Source organism: Streptomyces sp. NPDC032161, from assembly GCF_040636995.1.
Classification (GTDB): Bacteria; Actinomycetota; Actinomycetes; order Streptomycetales; family Streptomycetaceae; genus Streptomyces.
The window spans coordinates 101,755-125,189 of sequence record NZ_JBEZVN010000016.1 but is presented as its reverse complement, the minus strand read 5'-3'; the positions used below and the strand labels follow the sequence as shown (position 1 = coordinate 125,189).

Below are 23,435 nucleotides of genomic sequence, written 5' to 3'. Positions count from 1 at the left end.
TTCATCTGATCAGGCCCCGGAGGAAGGCGAGGTCGACCTCTTCCAGCGAACGCACGACCACCCGGCCGTTCGCCGGGGCGATCGGCGCGACGGAGGGCACGACGACCACCCGGCAGCCCGCCGCCTCCGCGGCCGCCACTCCGGTGGCGGTGTCCTCGATGACCGCGCAGCGTCCGGGTTCGGCCCCGAAACCGGAGGCGGCGGTCAGATAGGGCTCCGGGTGCGGCTTGGTGCGGGTGACCTCGTCGCCCGCGACGCTCATGGCGAAGTGGTGGTGGCCCACCGATTCCAGCACCCGGTCGATGATCCGCCGGTGCGAGGCGGAGACCAGGGCGGTGGGGATGTCGTGCCGGACCAGCTCCGCCAGCAGCCGCTTCGCCCCCGGCATCAGCGGCACGCCGCGGTCGAGGCGCCTCTCGAAGCGGTCGTTGAGCAGCCCGGTGAGCTCGGCGAGGGTGATGTCCGCGCCGGTCACGTCCATGAGGTAGCCCGCGCTGCGGGTCATCGGTCCGCCGACCACCACGTCGCGCCATGCCTCGTCGAGCTGGTGACCGAGCTCGGCGAAGACCTCCACCTCGGCCTCCCACCAGAAGCCCTCGGTGTCGACGAGGGTGCCGTCCATGTCGAGCAGGACGGCCTGCAGCGCGGCGCCTTCGGCCGCGCGGGTCATGGACGCGGGGACCGTGCTGGTCATCCGGCACACCTTCCGTGAGGGACGAGAAGGCCGGCCGCCGTTTCCCGTGGGAAGGGCGACCGGCCTTCACTGGACCGACCAGTCTACGGCTTGTCGCGCGACCGTGCGTCGAACGCCGTCCTACCGCGCGTTGAAGTACTTCGCCTCCGGGTGGTGGATGACGATCGCGTCGGTGGACTGCTCCGGGTGCAGCTGGAACTCCTCCGAGAGCTGCACGCCGATCCGCTCCGGCCGCAGCAGCTCGGCGATCTTCGCCCGGTCCTCCAGGTCGGGACAGGCCCCGTACCCCAGTGAGAAGCGCGCGCCCCGGTACTTCAGCGCGAACATGTCCTCCACCTCGGCCGGGTCCTCGCCGCCGAAGCCGAGCTCGGAGCGGACCCGGGCGTGCCAGTACTCGGCGAGTGCCTCGGCCAGCTGCACGGACAGGCCGTGCAGCTCCAGGTAGTCGCGGTAGGCGTTCGCCTCGAACAGCTTGGCGGTCTCGCCCCCGATCCGCGAACCGACGGTGACGACCTGGAGCCCGACCACGTCCGTCTCTCCGGACTCCTCGGGGCGGAAGAAGTCCGCGAGGCAGAGGCGGCGGCCGCGGCGCTGGCGCGGGAAGGTGAAGCGGGTGCGCTCGGAACCGTCCTCGTGGAGCACGATCAGGTCGTCGCCCTTGGAGACGCACGGGAAGTAGCCGTAGACGACGGCCGCCTCCAGCAGGTTCTCGGTGTGGAGCTTGTCGAGCCAGCCGCGCAGGTGGGGGCGGCCCTCGGTCTCCACCAGTTCCTCGTACGTGGGTCCGTCGCCGGCACGCGCCTGCTTGAGGCCCCACTGACCCTTGAAGAGCGCGCCCTCGTCCAGCCAGGAGGCATATTCCTTGAGCTGGATGCCCTTGACCACCCGGGTGCCCCAGAACGGGGGCTCGGGGACCCGGTTGTCGACGGCGACGTCGGAGCGGACGCCCTCCTCCGGCTCGTCGACCTCCAGGACGACGGTGTCGCGCTTGGGCACCCTGCGCTGCTTGAGCTCGGGGAGGGCCGCTCCGGGCACGCCCCGCTTGACCGCGATCAGGGCGTCCATCAGGCGCAGCCCCTCGAACGCGTCCCGGGCGTAGCGGACCTCGCCCTCGTACAGCTCGTGCAGGTCCTGCTCGACATAGGCCCGGGTGAGCGCGGCGCCGCCGAGGATCACCGGGTAGACCGCCGCCAGCTTGCGCTGGTTCAGCTCCTCCAGGTTCTCCTTCATGATCACGGTGGACTTGACCAGGAGGCCGGACATGCCGATGACGTCGGCCTTGTGCTCCTCGGCCGCCTCCAGGATCGCGGAGACGGGCTGCTTGATGCCGAGGTTGACGACGTTGAAGCCGTTGTTGGACAGGATGATGTCGACGAGGTTCTTGCCGATGTCGTGGACGTCGCCGCGCACGGTGGCCAGCACGATGGTGCCCTTGCCCTCGGCGTCCGACTTCTCCATGTGCGGCTCCAGATGTGCCACCGCCGACTTCATGACCTCGGCGGACTGGAGCACGAACGGCAGCTGCATCTGACCGGAACCGAAGAGTTCGCCGACCACCTTCATGCCGTCGAGCAGGGTGTCGTTGACGATGTCGAGCGCCGGGCGGGCGAGCAGGGCCTCGTCGAGGTCGGCCTCCAGCCCGTTCTTCTCGCCGTCGATGATGCGGCGCTTCAGCCGTTCCTCCAGCGGCAGGGCGGCCAGCTCCTCGGCCTTGCCCGCCTTCATCGACTTGGTGCTGACGCCCTCGAACAGCTCCATGAGCTTCTGGAGGGGGTCGTAGCCCTCGGAGCGGCGGTCGTACACGAGGTCGAGGGCGACCTTCACCTGCTCCTCGTCGAGGCGCGCGATCGGCAGGATCTTGGAGGCGTGCACGATCGCGGAGTCGAGGCCGGCCTTGACGCACTCGTCGAGGAAGACCGAGTTGAGGACGGTACGGGCGGCCGGGTTGAGCCCGAAGGAGATGTTGGACAGGCCCAGCGTGGTCTGCACCTCGGGGTGGCGCTTCTTGAGCTCGCGGATGGCACCGATGGTCGCGATGCCGTCGCCCCGGCTCTCCTCCTGACCGGTGCAGATGGTGAAGGTGAGGCAGTCGATGAGGATGTCCGACTCGCGAATGCCCCAGTTGCCGGTCAGGTCGGCGATCAGCCGCTCGGCGACGGCGACCTTGTGCTCGACGGTACGGGCCTGGCCCTCCTCGTCGATGGTCAGCGCGATCAGCGCGGCGCCGTGCTCGGCGGCCAGGGCGGCGACCTTGGCGAAGCGCGACTCGGGGCCGTCGCCGTCCTCGTAGTTGACGGAGTTGAGGACGGCCCGGCCGCCGAGCTTCTCCAGACCGGCGCGCAGCACCGGCACCTCGGTGGAGTCCAGCACGATCGGGAGGGTGGAGGCGGTGGCGAAGCGTCCGGCCAGCTCCTCCATGTCCGCGACGCCGTCGCGGCCGACGTAGTCCACGCACAGGTCGAGCATGTGCGCGCCCTCACGGATCTGGTCGCGCGCCATCTCCACGCAGTCGTCCCAGCGCGCTTCCAGCATGGCCTCGCGGAACTTCTTGGAGCCGTTGGCGTTGGTGCGCTCGCCGATCGCGAGGTACGAGGTGTCCTGGCGGAACGGGACGGCCTGGTACAGGGAGGCGGCACCCGGCTCGGGTCGCGGGTCGCGCGGCGCGGGAGCGGCACCGCGGACGCGCTCGACGAGCCGGCGCAGGTGTTCCGGGGTCGTCCCGCAGCAGCCGCCCACCAGGGAGAGCCCGTACTCCCGGACGAACGTCTCCTGGGCCTCGGCGAGGCCCTCGGGGCCGAGCGGGAAGTGCGCGCCGTCCTTGGTGAGCACCGGCAGGCCCGCGTTGGGCATGCAGAGCAGCGGGATGCGGGAGTGGCGCGTGAGGTAGCGCAGGTGCTCGCTCATCTCGGCGGGGCCGGTGGAGCAGTTGAGGCCGATCATGTCGACGCCCAGCGGCTCCAGCGCGGTGAGCGCGGCGCCGATCTCGGAGCCGAGCAGCATGGTGCCGGTGGTCTCGAACGCCAGGGAGACCAGGATCAGGAGGTCGCTGCCGGTGGCCTCCAGGGCGCGGCGGGCGCCCAGTACGGCGGCCTTGGTCTGCAGGAGGTCCTGTGTCGTCTCGATGATGAGCGCGTCCGCACCGCCGACGATCAGGCCCTCGGCGTTGCGCTGGAAGCCGTCGCGCAGCGTCGTGTACGGGGCGTGGCCCAGGGTCGGCAGCTTGGTGCCGGGGCCGATGGAACCGAGGACCCAGCGCTGCTGTCCGGTGGCGGCGGTGAACTCGTCGGCGACCTCGCGGGCGATGCGGGCGCCGGACTCGGAGAGCTCCTGGATACGGTCGGCGATGTCGTACTCGCCCAGGGCGGAGGCATTGGCCCCGAAGGTGTTGGTCTCGACGCAGTCCACGCCGACGGCGAAGTACTCGCGGTGCACGGAGCGCACGATGTCGGGGCGCGTGATGTTCAGGATCTCGTTGCAGCCTTCGAGGTTCTGGAAGTCCTCGAGGGTGGGGTCCTGCGCCTGGAGCATGGTGCCCATGGCACCGTCGGCCACCACCACCCGGGTGGCGAGGGCTTCGCGCAGCGCGTCTGCGCGGTGGCGGCTGTCGGCGGAAGGGGTCGGCAACGAGGCCATGGATGTACTCCCTGGAATGCGACGGCTGTCGGCTTTGCGTCTTCGGTGGAAGGCGCACCAGGCCAGCCTAGCCGGGAGGCGGCCGGGGCCGTCACTCCGTCCCACGGAACGGACGGCATGCTGTGGCGGGCGGTGTCCGGATCCGGACGGTGCGGAAGGCTACGGCGGTTTTCCTCCGTGATCGAGCGCCGGTCGGCATCGACCGATAGTGTTCAGCATTGTCGAACCACAGGTGGAGGAGTACGGCGCGATGGCCAAGAACATCCAGTCGCTGGAACGAGCGGCGGCGATGCTGCGCCTGCTGGCGGGCGGCGAGCGGCGGCTGGGACTGTCCGACATCGCCTCCTCGCTGGGTCTGGCCAAGGGGACCGCGCACGGCATCCTGCGCACGCTCCAGCACGAGGGCTTCGTCGAGCAGGACGCCGCTTCGGGCCGCTACCAGCTGGGCGCCGAGCTGCTGCGCCTGGGCAACAGCTATCTGGACGTCCACGAGCTGCGGGCCCGCGCGCTCGTCTGGACGGACGACCTGGCCCGCTCCAGCGGCGAGAGCGTCCATCTGGGCGTGCTGCACCAGCAGGGCGTCCTGGTCGTCCACCACGTCTTCCGCCCCGACGACAGCCGTCAGGTCCTGGAGGTCGGGGCCATGCAGCCCCTGCACTCCACCGCCCTGGGCAAGGTGCTCTCGGCGTACGACCCGGTGGCGCACACCGAGGCGCTGGAGGCCGAGCGGCAGTCCTTCACCCCGCGCACCGTGACCGGAGCGGAGGACTTCGAGTCGATGCTCGACCTGGTCCGGGCCCGGGGCTGGGCGGCGGACGTGGAGGAGACCTGGGAGGGGGTGGCCGCGGTGGCCGCCCCGATCCACGACCGGCGGCGGATGCCGGTGGGCGCGGTGGCGGTGACGGGCGCGGTCGAGCGGGTCTGCGCCGACGGGGAGCTGCGGCCCGAGCTGATCGCGGCGGTGCGGGACTGCGCGCGGGCGGTCTCCCGGGACCTGGGCGCCGGACGCTTCTGATCCGGGGCGGGTGATACGCGGCAACGGACGCACCGGACGGCGGCCCCGCCACGCGCGGGGCGCACCGCCACCGGCAACGGGCCCGCGCCTCCACGCGACCCCGCCCCGCGCGGGGCACACCCCCGCGCCGCACGCACCCGCACTCCGTCGCCGCCCCGTGCCGCGGACCGGGCGCCGTGACAGCACGGCGGCCCGCCGGCCGACGTGGCGGCCCCTCTGCGGGCCGGCGGGCCGCGAGGGTAACGATCGAGTTTTGGGCCACACAACTCTTGACGACCGAACCACCGCCGGGAAGCATTGCCGTTCACCGGTCGGCATTGTCGAACAACTAACGGAAATAAGCGTTATGGTGTGACAGCGCTCTAGGCCGGAGAACGCCCTCACACGAGGGCGCGGACCACCGGAGGGACCCGGGGTTCGGCTTACCTGGACTAAGGACAAAGGAGTCGCGGGTGTCCAGCTCCGACATCTTCATCGGCGAGACCATAGGTACCGCCGTGCTCATCCTCCTGGGCGGTGGTGTGTGCGCCGCCGTCACGCTCAAGCGCTCCAAGGCGCAGAACGCCGGATGGCTGGCGATCACCTTCGGGTGGGGGTTCGCCGTGCTGGCCGGCGCGTACCTGGCCGGTGGCGTGTCCGGTGCGCACCTCAACCCGGCGGTCACGATCGGTCTCGCGATCAAGGGCGGCACCGAGTGGAGCGACGTGCCGCTGTACATCGCCTCCCAGATGCTCGGCGCGGCGATCGGCGCGGTGCTGGTCTGGCTGACGTACTACGGGCAGTTCCGCGCGCACCTGACGGATCCCGGGGTCGTGGGCCGGAAGGGTGAAGAAGGCATGGTCGACCAGGCCGCCGCCCCGGAGGCGGGCCCGGTGCTCGGCATCTTCTCGACCGGCCCCGAGATCCGGCACGTGGCGCAGAACCTGGTCACCGAGGTCATCGCGACCGTGGTGCTCGTCCTGGTGATCCTCACCCAGGGCCTCAACAACGACGGCAACGGCCTGGGAACCCTCGGCGCGCTGGTCACCGCCCTGCTCGTGGTCGGCATCGGGCTCTCGCTCGGCGGCCCGACGGGTTACGCGATCAACCCGGCTCGCGACCTCGGTCCGCGTATCGTTCACGCGCTGCTGCCGCTGCCGAACAAGGGCGGTTCCGACTGGGGCTACGCATGGATCCCGGTCGTCGGACCGCTCATCGGCGGCGCGATCGCGGGCGGGCTCTACAACGTCGCCTTCGCCTGATCCATGACGCACCGAGCCCCGACCCCCCAAGACCCCACAGACCTCCGGGAGCACACCGTGACCGACGCACACACCAGCGGCCCGTTCATCGCCGCCATCGACCAGGGCACCACCTCCAGCCGGTGCATCGTCTTCGACCGGGACGGCCGGATCGTCTCCGTCGACCAGAAGGAGCACGAGCAGATCTTCCCGAAGCCGGGCTGGGTCGAGCACGACGCGACCGAGATCTGGGAGAACGTCCAGGAGGTCGTCGCCGGTGCCGTCGTCAAGGCGGGCATCACCGCCGCCGACGTGAAGGCGATCGGCATCACCAACCAGCGCGAGACCACGCTGCTCTGGGACCGGAACACCGGTGAGCCCGTCCACAACGCCCTGGTCTGGCAGGACACCCGTACCGACGCGCTCTGCAAGGAGCTCGGCCGCAACGTGGGCCAGGACCGCTTCCGCCGCGAGACCGGTCTGCCGCTCGCCTCGTACTTCGCGGGCCCCAAGGTGCGCTGGCTGCTGGACAACGTCGAGGGGCTGCGCGAGCGCGCCGAGCGCGGCGACATCCTCTTCGGCACCATGGACTCCTGGGTCATCTGGAACCTGACCGGCGGCACGGACGGCGGCGTCCACGTCACCGACGTCACGAACGCCTCGCGCACCCTCCTGATGAACCTGCACACCATGGCGTGGGACGAGAAGATCCTCGCGTCCATGGAGATCCCGGCGGCCATCCTGCCCGAGATCCGCTCCTCCGCCGAGGTGTACGGCAGCGCGAAGGGCGGCGTCCTGGACGGCGTCCCGGTCGCCTCCGCGCTCGGCGACCAGCAGGCGGCCCTCTTCGGCCAGACCTGTTTCTCCGAGGGCGAGGCCAAGTCCACGTACGGCACCGGCACCTTCATGCTGATGAACACCGGTGAACGGCCCGTCAACTCGTACAACGGACTGCTGACGACCGTCGGGTACCGGATCGGCGACGAGAAGCCGGTCTACGCCCTGGAGGGCTCCATCGCCGTCACCGGGTCGCTCGTCCAGTGGATGCGCGACCAGATGGGGCTGATCAAGTCCGCGGCCGAGATCGAGACCCTGGCGTCGTCGGTCGAGGACAACGGCGGCGCGTACTTCGTGCCCGCGTTCTCGGGCCTGTTCGCCCCCTACTGGCGCTCCGACGCGCGCGGCGTCATCGCCGGCCTGACCCGGTACGTCACCAAGGCGCACATCGCCCGTGCCGTCCTGGAGGCCACCGCCTGGCAGACCCGCGAGATCACCGACGCCATGACCAAGGACTCCGGCGTGGAACTGGCCGCCCTCAAGGTCGACGGCGGCATGACCTCCAACAACCTGCTGATGCAGACGCTCGCCGACTTCCTGGACGCGCCCGTGGTGCGGCCCATGGTCGCCGAGACGACCTGCCTCGGCGCCGCCTACGCCGCCGGTCTCGCCGTCGGCTTCTGGCCGGACACCGACGCCCTGCGCGCCAACTGGCGCCGGGCCGCCGAATGGACCCCCCGCATGGCCGCGGACGCCCGCGACCGCGAGTACAAGAACTGGCTCAAGGCCGTGGAGCGGACCATGGGCTGGATCGAACACGAGGAGTAAGCGACATGACCACCCTGCAGAGCGTCCCGGCCCTCGGGACACACCCGGCCTCCGGCTCCCTCCCGAGCCGTGCCGAGACTCGGGAGCAGCTGTCCAAGGCCGCGTACGACCTCCTGGTGATCGGTGGCGGCATCCTGGGCATCTCCACGGCCTGGCACGCCGCGCAGTCCGGGCTGCGGGTGGCCCTGGTGGACGCCGGCGACTTCGCCGGCGCCACCTCCTCCGCCTCCTCGAAGCTGCTCCACGGCGGTCTGCGCTACCTGCAGACCGGTGCCGTGAAGCTGGTCGCGGAGAACCACTTCGAGCGCCGTGCGGTGTCCCGCGAGGTGGCACCGCACCTGGCCAATCCGCTCACCTTCTACCTGCCGGTCTACAAGGGCGGTCCGCACGGCGCCGCGGTCCTCGGCGCGGGCGTGTTCGCGTACTCGGCGCTCTCCGCGTTCCGCGACGGGGTCGGGCACGTGATCAGCCCGGAGAAGGCGCAGCGCGACGTGCCGGAGCTGCGCACGGACAACCTGAGGGCCGTGGCGGTCTACGGCGACGGCCAGATGAACGATGCCCGGATGGCGCTGATGACGGTCCGCGCGGCCGTCGACGCGGGCGCCGTGGTCCTGAACCACTCGGCGGTCACCGGGCTGCGGTTCACCGAGGGCCGGGTGACGGGCGCCGATCTGCAGGACCGCCTGGACGGCACGGAGTTCGGCATCGACGCCCGTCTCGTGCTGAACGCCACCGGGCCGTGGGTCGACCACCTGCGCAGGATGGAGGACCCGAAGGCGGCCCCGTCGGTGCGCCTGTCGAAGGGCGCGCACCTGGTGCTGAAGCGCACGCGTCCGTGGAACGCCGCGCTCGCGACCCCGATCGACAAGTACCGCATCACGTTCGCCCTGCCGTGGGAGGACATGCTGCTGCTGGGTACGACGGACGAGGAGTACGAGGGCGATCCCGCGGACGTCGCGGTCGACGAGAAGGACACCGCCCAGATCCTCGACGAGGCGGCGTTCTCCATCAAGGACCAGCAGCTGTCGCGCGATCTGATCACGTACTCCTTCGCCGGGCTGCGGGTGCTGCCCGGCGGACCCGGCGACACCTCCAAGGCCAAGCGCGAGACGGTCGTCACGGAGGGCCGCGGCGGGATGCTGTCGGTCGCGGGCGGCAAGTGGACGACGTTCCGCCACATCGGCCGCACGGTGATGACCAAGCTGGCCGCGCTCCCCGGGCGCCCCCTCGGCAGCGGCGTGGAGCCGGTATCGCACCTGCCGAGGAAGCTCCCGCTGCCCGGCATCGCCAACCCGAACGCGGTGGCGCACCGGCTGCTGATCGACGGCGCCGCGCCCGGCCCCGGGATGGCGGCGGACACCGCGCGCCACCTCGCCACGCACTACGGTTCGCTCGCCTTCGACATCGCGCGGCTGGCGAACGAGAACCCGGCGCTGGCCGAGCGCATCCACCCGGACGCGCCGGAGATCTGGGCGCAGGTCGCCTACGCCCGCGACCACGAGTGGGCCGAGACGGCGGACGACGTGCTGCGCCGCCGCACGACGCTGACGATCCGGGGCCTGGCCACGGACGAGATCCGGGCCGGTGTCGAGTCCATGCTCGGCGACCGCGGCTGACGGGACGCGCGAGGCGCGCACGACGAGACGCGCATGAGGCGGACGGGGCGGCTCCCACGGCGGGACCGCCCCGTCGTCCCACGCATCCGCCCACACGGCGAACGCGGCACGCCGAACACGCCACACGACCGCCGTCCGGGCGCAGTACGCCGCGGGGACGGTTGGGGCACGAGGTTCTCGGTGCTCTCCCTCATCGCCCATGCCCCGCATCCGCTCACCCGTCATCTCCCCTCCCCCGCCGAGCGGTTCGAGGAGCTGATCGGGACCGGCGTCGTCGCGGAGCGGCCGGGCTTCGACGCGTACGCGGTCGGCGAGCGGCCCGCCGGGCCGTTCCTCCCGTCGAGACCGAGCGTGGTGCTCGGCGCGCTCGCCGCCCGCACCTCCGCCATCCGGCCGCCGACCGGTGTCACGGTCGTCGCGATCCTCGATCCGGTGCGGGTGGCCGAGGACTTCGCCACGCTCGACCAGATCTCCAGGGGCAGGATCGAACTGGTCGTCGGGAAGGGCGCGGAGGCCGGACACTTCGCCCTCTTCGGGCTCGACGAGGAACGCCGGTGGGACCTCCAGAAGGAGCAGTACGAACTGCTGCGGCGGCTGTGGACCGAGGAAGGCGTCGACCAGGAGGGCGAGTTCAGGCCCGCGCGGCCTGCGCCCGGCTGATCGGCCACTACCGGGAACGGTTCGGCGTACGGGCACGATCTCCGGTCGGTCACCGTGCACGGCCTCGGGCCGAGCCGTCCCGAACAGGTCGGGACGCCGCAGGGGTTCGCCGCGGAGAGCGCGCCGGTGGTACGGCGCGACGCGCCCTCCTCGCTCCGGGACCGACGCCCGGTCCCGACGGCCGGGCGGGCCCGCCCGGTCCTCCGGAATCATGTGATCGCCCCTTCCCGAAACCGCTGGATCGCCCCTTCCCGGACCGCATAATGACGGGATGCATCGGACGTCCGATCCCGGTCCGTTCCCAGGAGGAGCGTCATGACTGTCACCGACGAGGCGATCGGGAAGATCAAGGGGATGATCGTCTCGGGTGCGCTGCGGCCCGGCGACCGGCTTCCCAGGGAGAGTGAACTCGCGGCGGAACTGGGGCTCTCCCGCAACTCCCTGCGGGAGGCCGTGCGCGCCCTGTCGCTGATCCGGATCCTGGACGTGCGACAGGGCGACGGCACGTACGTGACCAGCCTGGATCCGCAGGTGCTGCTGGAGGCGCTGAGCTTCTTGGTGGACTTCCACCGAGACGACACGGTGCTGGAGTTCCTCGCGGTGCGCCGGATCCTGGAACCGGCGGCGACGGCGATGGCCGCCGCCCGGATCACCGAGGCCCAACTGGACGCGCTGGGCGCGGCGTTGGACGCCCTGGGGGAATCCCCCTCGGTGGAGGAACTGGTCGCGTCCGATCTGGAGTTCCACCGCGGGATCGTACGGGCGTCCGGGAACACGGTGCTCTGCTCGTTGCTCGACGGGCTGACGGGCCCGACGCTCCGGGCGCGGGTCCGGCGCGGCCTGACGCAGGAGGACGCGATCGGCCGGACGCTGTACGAGCACCGGGCGATCCTGTCCGCGCTGCGCGACCGGGACGCGGAGGCCGCGCGGTCCTGGGCGACGGTGCATGTGGCGGGCGTGGAGCAGTGGTTGCGGTCGACGTCGCGGGAGGCCGGGCAGGGGCCGGACCCCGCCCCCTGACACCGGCGGGCGGGCGGACCCGCACCGCGCCGCCGCGAACCCCGGGGCGCCCGGGATCCCGAGGACGGGTCCACCCCGCCGTGTGCGAGGGCTGCGTCGGAGGTGGCCAAAAGCCGTAAGGTTGTTGCGTACGCAAGGGAACTTCGGAAGGAGGCCTGGGTGATCGAGCTCGAGGGGGTTCCCGAGCTGATCGACCCGGTCATGGTGGCCGCGTTCGAGGGATGGAACGACGCAGGTGACGCCGCCTCCACGGCGGTCGCACACCTGGACCGGGAGTGGAAGGGAGAGGTGTTCGCGGCACTGGACGCCGAGGACTACTACGACTTCCAGGTCAACCGGCCCACGATCTGGCTGGACGGCGGTACGCGCAAGGTCACCTGGCCCACCACCCGGCTCTCCGTGGTCCGCGTCGGCGGGGAGCAGCCCCGCGACCTCGTCCTGGTCCGGGGCATCGAGCCGTCCATGCGCTGGCGCTCGTTCTGCAACGAGCTCCTGGGCTTCGCCCACGAGCTGGGCGTGGAGATGGTGGTGATCCTGGGCGCGCTGCTCGGCGACACCCCGCACACCCGGCCGGTGCCGGTCAGCGGGGTCACCTCCGACCCCGACCTGGCCAGGTCCATGGACCTGGAGGAGACCAGGTACGAGGGTCCGACGGGCATCGTCGGCATCCTCCAGGAGGCGTGCACCCACGCGGGCGTGCCCGCGGTCAGTCTGTGGGCCGCGGTGCCGCACTACGTGTCGCAGCCGCCCAACCCGAAGGCCACCCTCGCGCTGCTCAACCGGCTGGAGGACCTGCTCGGTCTGCGCATCCCGCTGGGCGAACTGCCCGAGGACGCGCGCGCCTGGCAGCTCGGGGTCGACCAACTGGCCGCCGAGGACAGCGAGGTGGCGGAGTACGTGCAGACGCTGGAGGAGGCCCGGGACACCGCGGAGCTTCCCGAGGCGAGCGGCGAGGCCATCGCCCGCGAGTTCGAACGCTATCTGCGCCGACGGGACGCCGGTCCGGGTCAGGCCCCCGGCGGACACGCGACGGAGAGCGGCGACACCGCGTATCTGCGCGACACCTCCGGTGGCCGGAACCGTCCGGCGAAGTCGCCGCGGCCGGAGGGCGAGGGCCGGACGGCACCCGGCGCTCCGCCCGCGAGCGGCTCCGCCCGCCCGGACACCGCCGACGACGAGGGCGAGGGCGACGACGGCCCGGCCCGGCCCTCGGAGGAGTCCCCCGACGACTGAGGTGCCCACGGCCCGGGGCACCTGCCCCGGACGCGTGCCCCGGGTCCGGGTTCGGCCCCCGGAACGGAACGGAACCGGCCCCGGACTTCGTCACGAAGTCCGGGGCCGGTTCGCCGGTCGGGGAATCGGCGGGTAGCCCCCGCGCGGGTGCTACAGCGCCACACCCAGCAACGCGTCGACGGTGCGCGAGACGAGTCCGGGCGCGCCCTCGTCCGTGCCGCCCTCGGCGTGCTGCCGCTCGGCCCAGCGGTCCACGGCGGCCAGTGCCGCCGGTGCGTCCAGGTCGTCGGCGAGGGCCTCGCGGACCTCCTCGACCAGCGCCTCGGCGGACGGTCCGTCGGGGCGGGAGACGGCGGAGCGCCAGCGTCCGAGCCGGGCGACCGCGTCGGCGAGCACCTGGTCGGTCCACTCCCAGTCGGACCGGTAGTGGTGCGCGAGCAGCGCGAGACGGATCGCCGCGGGGTCCACGCCGTCGCGGCGGAGCCGTGAGACGAAGACCAGGTTGCCCTTGGACTTGGACATCTTCTCGCCGTCCAGGGCGACCATCCCCGCGTGCACGTACGCCTGGGCGAACGGGTACTCGCCGGTCAGGACCTGGGCGTGCGAGGCGCCCATCTCGTGGTGCGGGAAGGCGAGATCGGATCCGCCGCCCTGGACGTCGAAGCCCATGCCGAGGTGGTCCAGCGCGATGGCGACGCACTCGATGTGCCAGCCGGGCCGTCCGGGGCCGAGCGAGCCGCCGTCCCAGCTCGGCTCGCCCTCGCGGGCGGCCATCCAGAGCATCGGGTCGAGCGGGTTCTTCTTGCCGGGGCGCTCCGGGTCGCCGCCGCGCTCCGCGGACAGCAGCCGCATCGCCTCCGCGTCGAGGCGGGAGACGCCGCCGAAGTGCGGGTCGGCCTCGACGGAGAAGTACACGTCGCCGTCGAGTTCGTAGGCGGCACCGGCGTCCCGGAGCCGTTCGACGAGCGGGACGATGCCCGGTATCGCCTCCACCGCGCCGATGTAGTGCTTCGGCGGGAGCATGCGCAGAGCGGTCATGTCCTCGCGGAACAGGGCCGTCTCGCGCTCGGCGAGCTGGGTCCAGTCCTGGCCGTCGCGCACGGCCCGCTCCAGCAGCGGGTCGTCCACGTCGGTGACGTTCTGCACGTAGTGGACCTGCCGCTTGGTGTCGAGCCACACGCGCTGAACGAGGTCGAACGCGTTGTAGGTCGCCGCATGACCCATGTGGGTCGCGTCGTACGGCGTGATGCCGCAGACATAGATGCGGGCGACGGGACCGGGTTCGAGAGTGATCCGTCCGCCGGTCGCGGTGTCGTGGATCCGAAGGTCGCGGCCCTTGCCAGGCAGGGCGGGGACCTCAGAAGCGGGCCAGGCATGCATGCCACGAGCCTAACCGGATGCACGTTCCGGATACGAACCGGATACCGGATCCTGGCCGAAGAGGCGCTCTTGCGCGATGCGGCCCCGTCTGCTTCGGCCCCGGAGGAAGGCGGCGCCGGGGACCGCTCGTGCCCCGGGAAGGCGCACGGATCCCGCCCGTGTTCTGCCGCACGACCGCCGAATCGGCCTGTTCTCCGCGGGCATCGCACCCGGCGTGCCCGCGCCGGGCCGTCGCCCGACTCGGGAACGACCCGGGCCGCCCGGACGGTCTCCGCACCGGACACGTTCGCGCCGGTCCGCCGCCCGCCCCTGGGCCGCCGCTCACACCGGCGGCCCAGGGCACCGGCTCACACCGGCGGCCAGGGGATCGAGGGCCACGAGCCGCTCGGTTCCGGGTGTCGTCCCGACGCCCGCAGCCCGCCCACACGGCCCCGCAGCGCCTCGATCTCGGCCTCGGTGATCAGCTCCCCCAGCCGGGTGACGAGCGGGGTCCCGGGGGCCAGTTCCGTGCCCAGCCGGTCCACGACGCCGACGGCCTCGGCCGTCAGCGGCTCCCCCGCCCACCCCCACAGCAGGGTGCGCAGCTTGTCCTCGGCGTTGAAGGTCACACCGTGGTCGATGCCGTAGAGCCGGCCGTCGGGCGCGGGCAGCAGATGGCCGCCCTTGCGGTCGCCGTTGTTGATCACGGCGTCGAGGACCGCCATCCGCCGCAGCTCCGGGTCGTCCGCGTGCACCAGCAGGGCCGTCCTGCCCTCCCCGATCTCGGCGCGTACGACGGCCTTCCAGCCCTCGCCGGGCTCGTCGTCCTCGACGAGCGCCAGCAACGGGCGCCGCCCGTCCCCGGCGTGCCCGTCGCCGTCCGGCCCGGCATCGATCCACAGCTGGCACATGCCCTCGCCGTACGGACCGTCACGGAGCACGGTGGGGGGTATGAGTCCCCAGCCGGTCGCCTCGGAGATCTCGTACGCGGCCACCTCCCGCCGGGCGAGGGTGCCGTCGGGGAAGTCCCACAGCGGCCGTTCGCCGGCCACGGGCTTGTAGACGCAGGCCAGTTCCGCGCCCTCGTGGGAGACCGCGCAGTGCAGCACCGCGTTGGACGCCCCGCGGACCTGTCCTCGGACGGTGAGCCGACCCTCGGTCAGCACGGTGACCCGGTCGGCGTCGGTCAGGCTCCGCGGCGGTATCCGTTCTGGCGCGGGCATACGTGTCCTTCCGGGTCGAGCGGCAGGCTGCACAGCGGGCACGGGGGGCGCCCGGCGTTCACGACGTCCAGGGCGCGCTTGGCGAAGGCCCGCGCCTGTGCGCCGCTCAGACGGACCCGGAGGACCGGAGGACCGTTCTCCTCGTCCTGCAGCAGCCGTTCCTCGGCCTCCGCGAGGTCCTCGTCGGATTCCACGTCCAGTTCGACCAGGGCCTGCGCCTCGACGATCATGCGCTGTTCCTCGCCGTCCCACGCGAGCGCCATCGTGCCGACCCGGAACTCCTCCTCGACGGGCACGTCGAGAGGGGCGGTGTCGGTGACGTCCATGGGCGCGACGGCGGGCACCGGCGAGTTGCCGCCGGTGCGCCGGACCACTTCGTCGAGCAGTTCGTCGATGCGCTCGGCGAGTGCGGCGACCTGAGTCTTCTCCAGGGCCACGCTGGTGACGCGGCTGCCCGAGGATGCCTGCAGGAAGAACGTACGACGTCCAGGCAACCCGACCGTGCCGGCCACGAAGCGGTCCGGGGGGTCGTAGAGGAACACCTGACGGGACACGTCCTGTCTCCCTTGAAGATCGACGGCGAATGGGGAATGGGGGTGGCCGGGGCCGCCGGCCGTCCCGGTCCGGGCGCCCACGGCGCGTCCACCCTACTGCGCGAAGCGATCACGGCGCCCCGGCGCCGCCACCGACCTCCGCGTCGGCTTCGGTGCCGGTGGCCGGGTGCGCGGCCGGCTCCGCCCCGTCCGTCCGCTCGCGCGGCGCCATTGAGGCGAGGTCCCCGGTGTCGCCGAGCCGCAGCAGGAACGGCCGCAGACGCGTGTAGCGGATCGCGGTGACCGAACAGGGGTCCACGTGGATCCGCTGGAAGAGGTCGAGGTGCATGCCGAGCGCGTCGGCGACGAGCGCCTTGATGACGTCGCCGTGCGAGCACATCACGTAGGCGGCGTCGTCGCCGTGCCCGGACTCGATCCGCGCGTTCCAGTCCCGCACGGCGTCCACGGCGCGCGCCTGCATGGCGCGCAGGGACTCGCCGCCCGGGAACGCCGCCGCCGACGGGTGCCGCTGCACGACGCTCATCAGCGGCTCGTCGGCGAGCTCGGCCAGCTTGCGCCCCGACCAGTCCCCGTAGTCGCACTCGTTGATCCGTTCCTCGGTGTGCGCCACCAGGTCCGGCCGGGCGTCGAGCAGCGGGCGCAGGGTCTCCCGGCAGCGCTGGAGGGGGCTGGTGACGACGGCGGCGAGGGGCAGCGCGGCCAGCCGTCCGGGGAGCGCCGCGGCCTGCGCGGTGCCGCGCTCGTCGAGCGCGACCCCCGGGGTGCGGCCGGCGAGCACCCCGGCCGTGTTGGCGGTGGAGCGTCCATGGCGTACGAGGATCAGGGTGGGCATACGGGCCAGCGTAGGCCGCCGCAGGAGCGCGCGGAGCGGGCCGGGATGCGCGGGAGTGCGGGGCAGGGAAGAATGCGCGCCGTGATTGTGGACTGTGCGATCTACCGGGACGGGCGCCGTACCGAGGGCCCCGCCGACCTCTCCGACGCCCTCGCGCAGGCACGGGCCACCGGGGACGCGTTCCTCTGGATCGGGCTGTACGAGCCGACGGAGCGGGAGATAGAGCGCGTCACCGAGGAGTTCGGGCTCCACCCGCTGGCCGTGGAGGACGCCCTGAGCGCCCACCAGCGGCCCAAGCTGGAGGTGTACGACGACTCGCTGTTCGCGGTGATCAAGCCGGTGGTGTACGAGCACTTCAGCGACAAGGTCACCGCCGACGAACTGATGGCCTTCATCGGCGATTCGTTCGTCGTGACGGTCCGGCACGGGGAGGGCGCGCCGCTCGCCGCGGTACGGCGCCGGCTGGAGGCGGAGCCGGAGGTGCTCAGGCACGGGCCGACCGCGGTGCTGTACGCGATCAGCGACGCCGTCGTCGACCACTACATCGAGGTGGCGGGCGAGCTGCAGAACGACCTGGAGGAGCTGGAGACCGAGGTGTTCGCGCCGACCGGCTCCGCGAACACCAAGAACACCGCGTCCCGCATCTACACCTTCAAGCGGCAGATCATGGAGTTCCGCCGTGCCGCCGGTCCGCTGAGTGCCCCCATGGCCCGGCTGGCGGGCGCGGACGTGCCGTTCGTCCACGAGCACGCGCAGCCGTTCTTCCGGGACGTGAACGACCACCTGACGCGGGCCAACGAGTACGTGGAGGGGCTGGACCGGCTGCTCTCGGACATCCTGTCCGCCCATCTGGCCCAGGTGGGCGTGCGGCAGAACGACGACATGCGCAAGATCTCGGCCTGGGCGGCCATGGCCGCCGTTCCGACCATGGTCGCGGGGATCTACGGCATGAACTTCGAGCACATGCCGGAACTCGGCTGGGTGTGGGCGTACCCGGCGGTGATCGCGCTGATGGCCACCGTGGTCTTCGGGCTGCACCGGCTCTTCAAGCGCCGCGGCTGGCTCTGAGAGCCTGCCGGGCGACCTCCGGCCGGAGAGCGGACGCGGCATGGTGCGTGCGTTTCCGGCGCCGCCGGGCCGTCCGGTGCGGGGGTGCCGGTCAGACGGGCTCGGCCTCGCGCGGCGCGGGCCCGCCCAGTGCGTCGCGGCGCTCCGGCTGTTCCAGGCGCACCATGCGCCGCCATCCCCCGAGCCGTTCGTACGCGTGGACCAGGTGGATCCCCGCCGCCAGTACGGCCGCCCTGGCCCGGGACCAGCCGAGGATGCGGCCCATGTGGTCCATCACGGCGAGACTGACGTCGCGGTACACCCGGATCTCGGCGAGCGCGCACTCGCGCAGCAGGCGCTGGATCGTACGGCCGTGTCCGGCCCCGGCGAGGCGCAGCAGCTCCTCGTGACAGTACGCCAGGTGGTTGTCCTCGTCGTCCGCGATCATCCGCAGCGCGCGGCCGATGCCGGGGTGGTCGCCGAAGTACCGTCGCAGCAGCGCCATCTGCTCGGAGGCGCGCTGCTCGGTGACCCGGCTGTGGGCGAGGTAGGTGATGATGTCGCGCTCGGTGAGCGGATCCCGGCGCGCCAGCCGTTCGTGGGCGAGGCCGATGCCACGCCGTTCCAGCAGCATCGTGTAGTCGGTCCCGGGCGGGACCTCGACCGGTCGCAGTCCGCGCTTCCTCAGCAGTGCGTGGAAGATCCGTCCGTGCTTGTCCTCGTCGGCGCCGTGCCGGGCGATCCTGGGCGCCAGAGCCCGCTGGCTCTCGGGGACGAGGGCCGCGATCCGGCCGTTCTCCCAGCCGCCCTGGGCCTCGCCGCCGGCCGCGATGGAGCAGAACAGCCGGAACGACTCGTCCTCGTCGAGAATCTCCTGGAACAGGTCCCTTGCCGAGAGCACCACAGCCACCTCCGTACCGGCTTCGGCCCATCGCCAGTCAAATGCGGCACGTCCGGCCGGGCAACAGGAACGGCCTCCGGCTACGCCGGACGGGCTGCCGGCCGCGCGACCGCCGTGGCCGCTGTGGCCGAAACCTTTCACCTCCGAGGGCGGCGGGCCGGGCGGGCGTAACCGCGCGCCGTCGGGGGCGTTGTTCCGCGTGACGGCCGTGGCGGGGAGACCCCCGAGCCCCCACCACGGCCGCGACGCCTGTCGGAGCCCGTGGTGCCGGGGTCCGTGCATCCGTATCACACGAGGCCGGACCGCTCCAGCGCCTCCGTGCCGGCCCGCAGCGCCGCGATCCGCTCGTCGAGCGTGAATCCGGCCGGGGCCAGGGTGAGCGTCGTGACGCCCGCGGCGGCGTACGCCTGCATCCGCTCGGCGATCCGCTCGACCGGGCCGAGCAGCGTGGTCCGGTCGATCAGCTCGTGCGGGACGGCTGCGGCGGCGCCGTTCTTGTCGCCGGACAGGTACTTGTCCTGGATCTCGACGGCCTCCTTCTCGTAGCCCATGCGCCGTGCGAGCCGGTTGTAGAAGTTCTGGTCGCGGCTGCCCATTCCGCCCACGTACAGCGCGGTGTACGGACGGAAGATGTCCGCGAGCGCGTCGACGTCGTCGCCGACGGCGAGCGGCAGCGTCGGGCACACGTCGAAGCCGTCCATGGTCAACCCGGCCTTCTCGCGCCCGGCCCGCAGGTACTTGACCGCGGTCTCCTCCAGGTGCTCGGCCGCGGGGAAGATCAGCAGGGCGCCGTCGGCGATCTCGCCCGTCTGCTCCAGGTTCTTCGGGCCGATGGCGGCGATGTAGAGCGGGATGTGCTCGCGCTGCGGGTGGACGGTGAGCTTGAGGGGCTTGCCCGGACCGTCCGGCAGCGGGAGCGTCCAGTGCTGCCCCTCGTACGTCAGCCGTTCACGGGACATCGCCCGGCGGACGATCTCGACGTACTCCCGGGTGCGGGCCAGGGGCTTGTCGAACTTCACGCCGTACCAGCCCTCGGAGACCTGGGGCCCCGACACACCGAGGCCGAGCCGGAAGCGGCCTCCGGAGAGCGAGTCGAGAGTGGCGGCGGTCATCGCCGTCATCGCGGGCTGGCGGGCCGGGATCTGCATGATCGCGGAGCCCACGTCGATGGACTCGGTCCGGGCGGCCACCCAGGACAGCACGGTCGGCGCGTCGGAGCCGTACGCCTCGGCCGCCCAGCAGACGTCGTAGCCGAGCCGGTCGGCCTCCTGGGCCACGGCGAGGTTGTCGCCGTCCATGCCCGCGCCCCAGTAACCGAGATTGATGCCGAGCCGCATAGCCGCTCCCCTTACCGATCAGTAACGTCTCTGGGTCCTGGACTCTAGCGCCCGTCGGCCCCTCGCGGCAGGGGCGACCCGGAACCGGGTTGTCCACAGCCCTCCGCCCGGTGGGGTTCCGGCCAGTAATCTCAGCGCCCATGGAGCAGAGGCATCTCGGCCGCACCGGCCTTCGCGTGTCCAGGATCGGGCTCGGCACCCTCACCTGGGGGCGGGACACCGACGAGCACGACGCCGCCGAACAGCTGAAGGCGTTCTGGGAGGCGGGCGGCACCCTGATCGACACGGCCGACGTGTACGGCGGCGGGGAGGCCGAGTACCTGCTCGGACGGCTCACCGACGGCCTCGTGCCGCGGCACGAGCTGATCATCGCGACGAAGGCGGGCAGTGTCGCCGACCCGTACCGCAGGTTCAACGGCTCCCGGGGGCATCTGCTGGCGGCCCTGGACGCCTCGCTGGACCGGCTCGGCACGGATCACGTCGACCTGTGGCAGGTCCACGCCTTCGACCCGGCGACTCCGCTGGAGGAGACGCTTCAGGCGGTGGACCTGGCGGTGTCCAGCGGCCGGGCCCGGTACGCGGGGGTGTCGAACTTCTGTGGCTGGCAGCTGGCGAAGGCGGCGACCTGGCAGCTGGCCGCACCCGGCGCGCGCACCCGGCTGGCGAGCACCCAGATGGAGTACTCCCTGTTGCAGCGGGGGGTGGAGCGCGAGGTGCTGCCCGCCGCCCTCGACCTGGGCGTGGGACTGCTCCCCTCCTCGCCGCTGGGCCGGGGAGTGCTGACCGGGAAGTACCGCACGGGCACTCCCGCGGACTCGCGCGGCGCCTCGGAACTGCTCGCTCCGTTCGTCGAGCCGTATCTGGACGACGCGGCGGCCCGCGTCGTGGACGCGGTGGCCACGGCGGCGGACGGTCTGGCCACCACGCCGCTCCAGGTGGCGCTGGCCTGGGTACGGGACCGGCCGGGAGTGGTGGCCCCGATCGTCGGCGCGCGCAACGCGCAGCAGCTGACGGAGGCATTGTCGGTGGAGACGCTTAGTCTTCCTGACGAGATCTGCCAGGCGCTCGACGACGTGTCGGCGCCCGTGCACCGCTATCCCGACCAGGACTGGAGCACGCTGTGACCGCGCTTCCCGGGGGAGACACCCCCGGCTCCCCGGCCGCCGACGACGCAGGCGCCGTCGCGGACCCCGCAACTGTTCCCTCCTCGCCCTCACCACCCGTGCGGGGCGAGGGCGAGGAGGCACACGAAGGAGCGGCGACGGCCGACGACGTCGCCGCCGAGGGGGCGGAGGCGGCCCCGGACGGCGGGGACGACGGGACCCCCGAGGACGGGGAATCCGCGGGCGGAAGGGCCACCGACGCCGAGGGGACGCCCGGCGAGGAGACCGCCGGGGGCGAAGGGGCCGCCGCGCCGCTCTCGGAGACCGAGGCCGAGCTCGCCGCCCAGCGCGAGCTCAGGGAGCGGATCGAGAAGCGCAAGGCCGAGAAGGCGGGCCCCATCCCGGCCGGCGGGAAGCTGAGCGGCACGGCGGCCGATCTGCTGGCCGCCGTGCGTGCCGTGGAGAGCGGCGAGAAGACCGCCGCCGCGTTCTTCGACTCGCCCGCGCCCGCCGCCGCGCCCAGACGGCCCGCTCCGGCCCCCGCCCCGACGCGCCCCCGCCCGCCCGAGCCGGCGCCCGCGCCCCGCGGACCCGCCCCGGAGACGGTGGCCGAGGTGGCCGCGGTGCTGGCCGAGGGTGGTGCTCCCGGAGCGCTCGCGGGACCGACGGCCGAGGCACTGGGCCCGCAGGCGGCCGGGGTCCTGCGCGAGGACCCGTGGCGGATGCTGGCCGTGCCGGGGGTCGGACCCGAGCAGGCGGACGCCTTCGCGCGGGCCCTGCTGGGTTCCGGATGCGGTCCGGACGACGAGCGCAGGACCACCGCCCTGATCGGCCGGCTGCTGGAGCGGGCCGCACTGCGGGGACACACGGCGATGGAGGCGACGGCGGTCCACGCCGCGCTCGCCGAGCACGCGGTGTCCGACCCGGAGGCGGCCGTGCGGCACGCCGTCGCCGCGGGCGCGGTCCTCGTGTTCCAGGAGGACGAGGCCGGGGACGGTGGCCCGGCCCCCGCCCCCGAGTCCGGCGAGGACTTGGAAGAGGACGACTCGTCCGGGCGGGGACCTGTCCGGGTGCTGCTCGGGCTCGACCGGTACGCGCTCGCCGAGGAGAGCCTCGCCGACGGTCTGGCCCGCCTGGCCCACGCCTGCGAGAAGGGTGCCGACTGGACGGAGGCGGCAGCGGCCGCGGGTTCCCCGTCGGCGGCCGAGCTGATCCGCGCGGTCGCGGTCCACGGCGTCGTGGCACACACCGGCGGCGAGGCGGCCCGTGCCGAACCCGCCGCGCTCCTCGTCGCCGCCCGCGCGCTGGGCCTGCGCGTCCTGGGCACCGCGCACGGCGTCGACGGCAGACGCAGGCTGGCCGGGGCGACCGGCGATCCGGCTGCGGCCGTCACCCTCGCCGGACTGCTCTCCGGCGCGGAGGGCCCGGGACGGGACGAGGAGGGGGCGATCGCCGTCGACCTGCTCGTCGTCCTGGACGCCCCGCAGGTGGACGTCGAGTCCGCCGCGATGCTCGTGGAGTCCCTGGCCGACGGCACCCGGCTGGTGCTCAGCGGCGATCCGGGCGTGCTGGGATCGGCCGGTGCGGGGCGGGTGTTCGCGGATGTGCTGGCGGCCCGCGCCTGCCCGCAGGTGGTCTCCCGCACCCCGGATCCGGGACCGATCGGCGAACTGGTCTCGGGCATCGGCATCGGTGAGCTGAACCAGGTCGAGGCGCCGGGCAGGGAAGTGGTGATCGTCCCCGTGCGCGACGCGGGCGAGGCGGTGCACCGCACCGTGCAGCTGGTCGCGGACTCGGTGCCGCGCGCCCTCGGCATCCCCTCGGCCGACACCCAGGTCATCACCGTCGGCCACGGCGGTCCGGCGGGCACCCGCGCGTTGAACGCGGCCCTCAAGCAACGGCTCAACCCCGGTCCGGGGCGGTTCGGCGGATTCGACCCGGGCGACCGGGTCGTCCACGTCCCGGCGCCCGGCAGGACCGTGCCCGCCACGGTCGTCTCGGCCGACGCCGAGGGCCTGCACCTGGACTCCGCGGGCGAGCGGATCGTCGTCCCCCGGCAGCGGGTGGCGTCGTCCGTGCGGCACGGCTGGGCCCTCAGCGCCCACCAGGCGGCCGGGACGCGGTGGCCCGCGGTGGTCGTCGTGCTGCCGGGCGACGCGGCGCAGGGGCTGAGCCGTCCCTGGGTGTACACCGCGTTCGGCCGGGCCGAGCGGCACCTCTCCGTGGTGCACGGCGTGGACCAGGCGCTCCCGCGCGCGGTCGCCGAACCCCCGGCCCAGGACCGCACGACGCGGCTGCGCGGCCTCCTGGAGGCGGCGGCCCGCTGACCGGGCCACCCGTCGTCCCGTACCCCCGGCCGATTCCGGCGGCGGGTACGGGACGG

General features: G+C 72.8%; 17 protein-coding genes and 1 pseudogene. 10 read left to right on the top strand and 8 right to left on the bottom strand.

The genetic code is table 11. The features are described 5' to 3' along the window. Position 1: 1 nt before the first annotated feature. Together AB0E67_RS24365 and metH are read right to left on the bottom strand one after the other, a co-directional pair. Positions 2 to 694, bottom strand: coding sequence for an HAD family phosphatase (locus tag AB0E67_RS24365; RefSeq protein ID WP_362030449.1), 693 nt, complete (start codon positions 692 to 694; stop codon positions 2 to 4). 120 nt (positions 695 to 814) lie between these two features. Continuing rightward, the gene (gene metH, locus AB0E67_RS24360; protein WP_362030447.1) at positions 815 to 4,327 is read right to left on the bottom strand and encodes a methionine synthase; all 3,513 of its coding nucleotides are present in this window, start codon (positions 4,325 to 4,327) and stop codon (positions 815 to 817) included. A 250-nt stretch (positions 4,328 to 4,577) separates the two neighbouring features. Here metH and AB0E67_RS24355 point away from each other — a divergent pair, with 250 nt between their 5' ends. From AB0E67_RS24355 to AB0E67_RS24325, 7 genes and pseudogenes are all read left to right on the top strand, one after another. Continuing rightward, on the top strand, positions 4,578 to 5,342 hold the full coding sequence (locus tag AB0E67_RS24355; protein ID WP_351524433.1) for an IclR family transcriptional regulator: 765 nt from the start codon (positions 4,578 to 4,580) through the stop codon (positions 5,340 to 5,342). 452 nt (positions 5,343 to 5,794) lie between these two features. Beyond that, positions 5,795 to 6,583, top strand: a complete 789-nt coding sequence (locus tag AB0E67_RS24350; RefSeq protein ID WP_351524429.1) for an MIP/aquaporin family protein — start codon at positions 5,795 to 5,797, stop codon at positions 6,581 to 6,583. A 57-nt stretch (positions 6,584 to 6,640) separates the two neighbouring features. Continuing rightward, positions 6,641 to 8,167, top strand: a complete 1,527-nt coding sequence (gene glpK, locus AB0E67_RS24345) for a glycerol kinase GlpK (RefSeq protein ID WP_362030445.1) — start codon at positions 6,641 to 6,643, stop codon at positions 8,165 to 8,167. A 5-nt stretch (positions 8,168 to 8,172) separates the two neighbouring features. Then, positions 8,173 to 9,783, top strand: a complete 1,611-nt coding sequence (locus tag AB0E67_RS24340) for a glycerol-3-phosphate dehydrogenase/oxidase (protein ID WP_362030443.1) — start codon at positions 8,173 to 8,175, stop codon at positions 9,781 to 9,783. 180 nt (positions 9,784 to 9,963) lie between these two features. Further along, positions 9,964 to 10,599, top strand: a pseudogene (locus tag AB0E67_RS24335) (LLM class flavin-dependent oxidoreductase); the annotation flags it as partial. A gap of 159 nt (positions 10,600 to 10,758) precedes the next feature. Then, positions 10,759 to 11,463, top strand: coding sequence for a FadR/GntR family transcriptional regulator (locus AB0E67_RS24330; RefSeq protein WP_362030441.1), 705 nt, complete (start codon positions 10,759 to 10,761; stop codon positions 11,461 to 11,463). A gap of 159 nt (positions 11,464 to 11,622) precedes the next feature. Continuing rightward, positions 11,623 to 12,696, top strand: coding sequence for a PAC2 family protein (locus tag AB0E67_RS24325; protein ID WP_362030439.1), 1,074 nt, complete (start codon positions 11,623 to 11,625; stop codon positions 12,694 to 12,696). Positions 12,697 to 12,846: 150 nt separating this feature from the next. On the opposite strand, the gene mshC is transcribed toward AB0E67_RS24325, so the two are convergent. From mshC to AB0E67_RS24305, 4 genes are all read right to left on the bottom strand, one after another. Next, positions 12,847 to 14,076, bottom strand: coding sequence for a cysteine--1-D-myo-inosityl 2-amino-2-deoxy-alpha-D-glucopyranoside ligase (mshC, locus tag AB0E67_RS24320; RefSeq protein WP_362030437.1), 1,230 nt, complete (start codon positions 14,074 to 14,076; stop codon positions 12,847 to 12,849). Positions 14,077 to 14,423: 347 nt separating this feature from the next. Next, complete coding sequence (locus tag AB0E67_RS24315; RefSeq protein ID WP_362030435.1) at positions 14,424 to 15,278, bottom strand: SCO1664 family protein; 855 nt, start codon at positions 15,276 to 15,278, stop codon at positions 14,424 to 14,426. Next, positions 15,242 to 15,832 carry a DUF3090 domain-containing protein gene (locus tag AB0E67_RS24310; RefSeq protein WP_073787872.1) on the bottom strand — a complete coding sequence of 197 codons (591 nt, stop codon included), beginning with the start codon at positions 15,830 to 15,832 and terminating at the stop codon, positions 15,242 to 15,244. Before AB0E67_RS24310 ends, AB0E67_RS24315 begins: the two co-directional genes overlap by 37 nt. 109 nt (positions 15,833 to 15,941) lie before the next feature. Next, positions 15,942 to 16,664 (bottom strand): histidine phosphatase family protein, encoded by a 723-nt coding sequence (locus AB0E67_RS24305; protein ID WP_362030433.1) that lies wholly within the window; start codon positions 16,662 to 16,664, stop codon positions 15,942 to 15,944. A gap of 72 nt (positions 16,665 to 16,736) precedes the next feature. Between AB0E67_RS24305 and corA the strand changes: the two genes are divergently transcribed. Then, on the top strand, positions 16,737 to 17,732 hold the full coding sequence (corA, locus tag AB0E67_RS24300) for a magnesium/cobalt transporter CorA (protein WP_362030431.1): 996 nt from the start codon (positions 16,737 to 16,739) through the stop codon (positions 17,730 to 17,732). Between the two features lie 91 nt (positions 17,733 to 17,823). Here the strand turns inward: corA and AB0E67_RS24295 are convergent, their stop codons facing one another. Then, a complete protein-coding gene (locus tag AB0E67_RS24295) occupies positions 17,824 to 18,612 on the bottom strand; it encodes a ferritin-like domain-containing protein (RefSeq protein WP_362030429.1) in 789 nt (262 codons plus the stop codon). Between the two features lie 287 nt (positions 18,613 to 18,899). After that, positions 18,900 to 19,949: an LLM class F420-dependent oxidoreductase gene (locus tag AB0E67_RS24290; protein ID WP_362030427.1), complete on the bottom strand. Its 1,050-nt coding sequence runs from the start codon at positions 19,947 to 19,949 to the stop codon at positions 18,900 to 18,902. A gap of 140 nt (positions 19,950 to 20,089) precedes the next feature. Here AB0E67_RS24290 and AB0E67_RS24285 point away from each other — a divergent pair, with 140 nt between their 5' ends. Beyond that, on the top strand, positions 20,090 to 21,073 hold the full coding sequence (locus tag AB0E67_RS24285) for an aldo/keto reductase (protein ID WP_351522658.1): 984 nt from the start codon (positions 20,090 to 20,092) through the stop codon (positions 21,071 to 21,073). Further along, positions 21,070 to 23,379, top strand: coding sequence for a helix-hairpin-helix domain-containing protein (locus AB0E67_RS24280; RefSeq protein WP_362030426.1), 2,310 nt, complete (start codon positions 21,070 to 21,072; stop codon positions 23,377 to 23,379). The genes AB0E67_RS24285 and AB0E67_RS24280 overlap by 4 nt, the downstream gene beginning before the upstream one ends. Positions 23,380 to 23,435: the final 56 nt, after the last annotated feature.

Bases quoted from the DNA above. Each gene is read 5' to 3' on its own strand.
- AB0E67_RS24365 (WP_362030449.1), bottom strand. From the start codon at position 694: ATGACCAGCACGGTCCCCGCGTCCATGACCCGCGCGGCCGAAGGCGCC.
- metH (WP_362030447.1), bottom strand. From the start codon at position 4,327: ATGGCCTCGTTGCCGACCCCTTCCGCCGACAGCCGCCACCGCGCAGAC.
- AB0E67_RS24355 (WP_351524433.1), top strand. From the start codon at position 4,578: ATGGCCAAGAACATCCAGTCGCTGGAACGAGCGGCGGCGATGCTGCGC.
- AB0E67_RS24340 (WP_362030443.1), top strand. From the start codon at position 8,173: ATGACCACCCTGCAGAGCGTCCCGGCCCTCGGGACACACCCGGCCTCC.
- AB0E67_RS24330 (WP_362030441.1), top strand. From the start codon at position 10,759: ATGACTGTCACCGACGAGGCGATCGGGAAGATCAAGGGGATGATCGTC.
- mshC (WP_362030437.1), bottom strand. From the start codon at position 14,076: ATGCATGCCTGGCCCGCTTCTGAGGTCCCCGCCCTGCCTGGCAAGGGC.
- AB0E67_RS24315 (WP_362030435.1), bottom strand. From the start codon at position 15,278: ATGCCCGCGCCAGAACGGATACCGCCGCGGAGCCTGACCGACGCCGAC.
- AB0E67_RS24305 (WP_362030433.1), bottom strand. From the start codon at position 16,664: ATGCCCACCCTGATCCTCGTACGCCATGGACGCTCCACCGCCAACACG.
- corA (WP_362030431.1), top strand. From the start codon at position 16,737: ATGCGCGCCGTGATTGTGGACTGTGCGATCTACCGGGACGGGCGCCGT.
- AB0E67_RS24290 (WP_362030427.1), bottom strand. From the start codon at position 19,949: ATGCGGCTCGGCATCAATCTCGGTTACTGGGGCGCGGGCATGGACGGC.
- AB0E67_RS24285 (WP_351522658.1), top strand. From the start codon at position 20,090: ATGGAGCAGAGGCATCTCGGCCGCACCGGCCTTCGCGTGTCCAGGATC.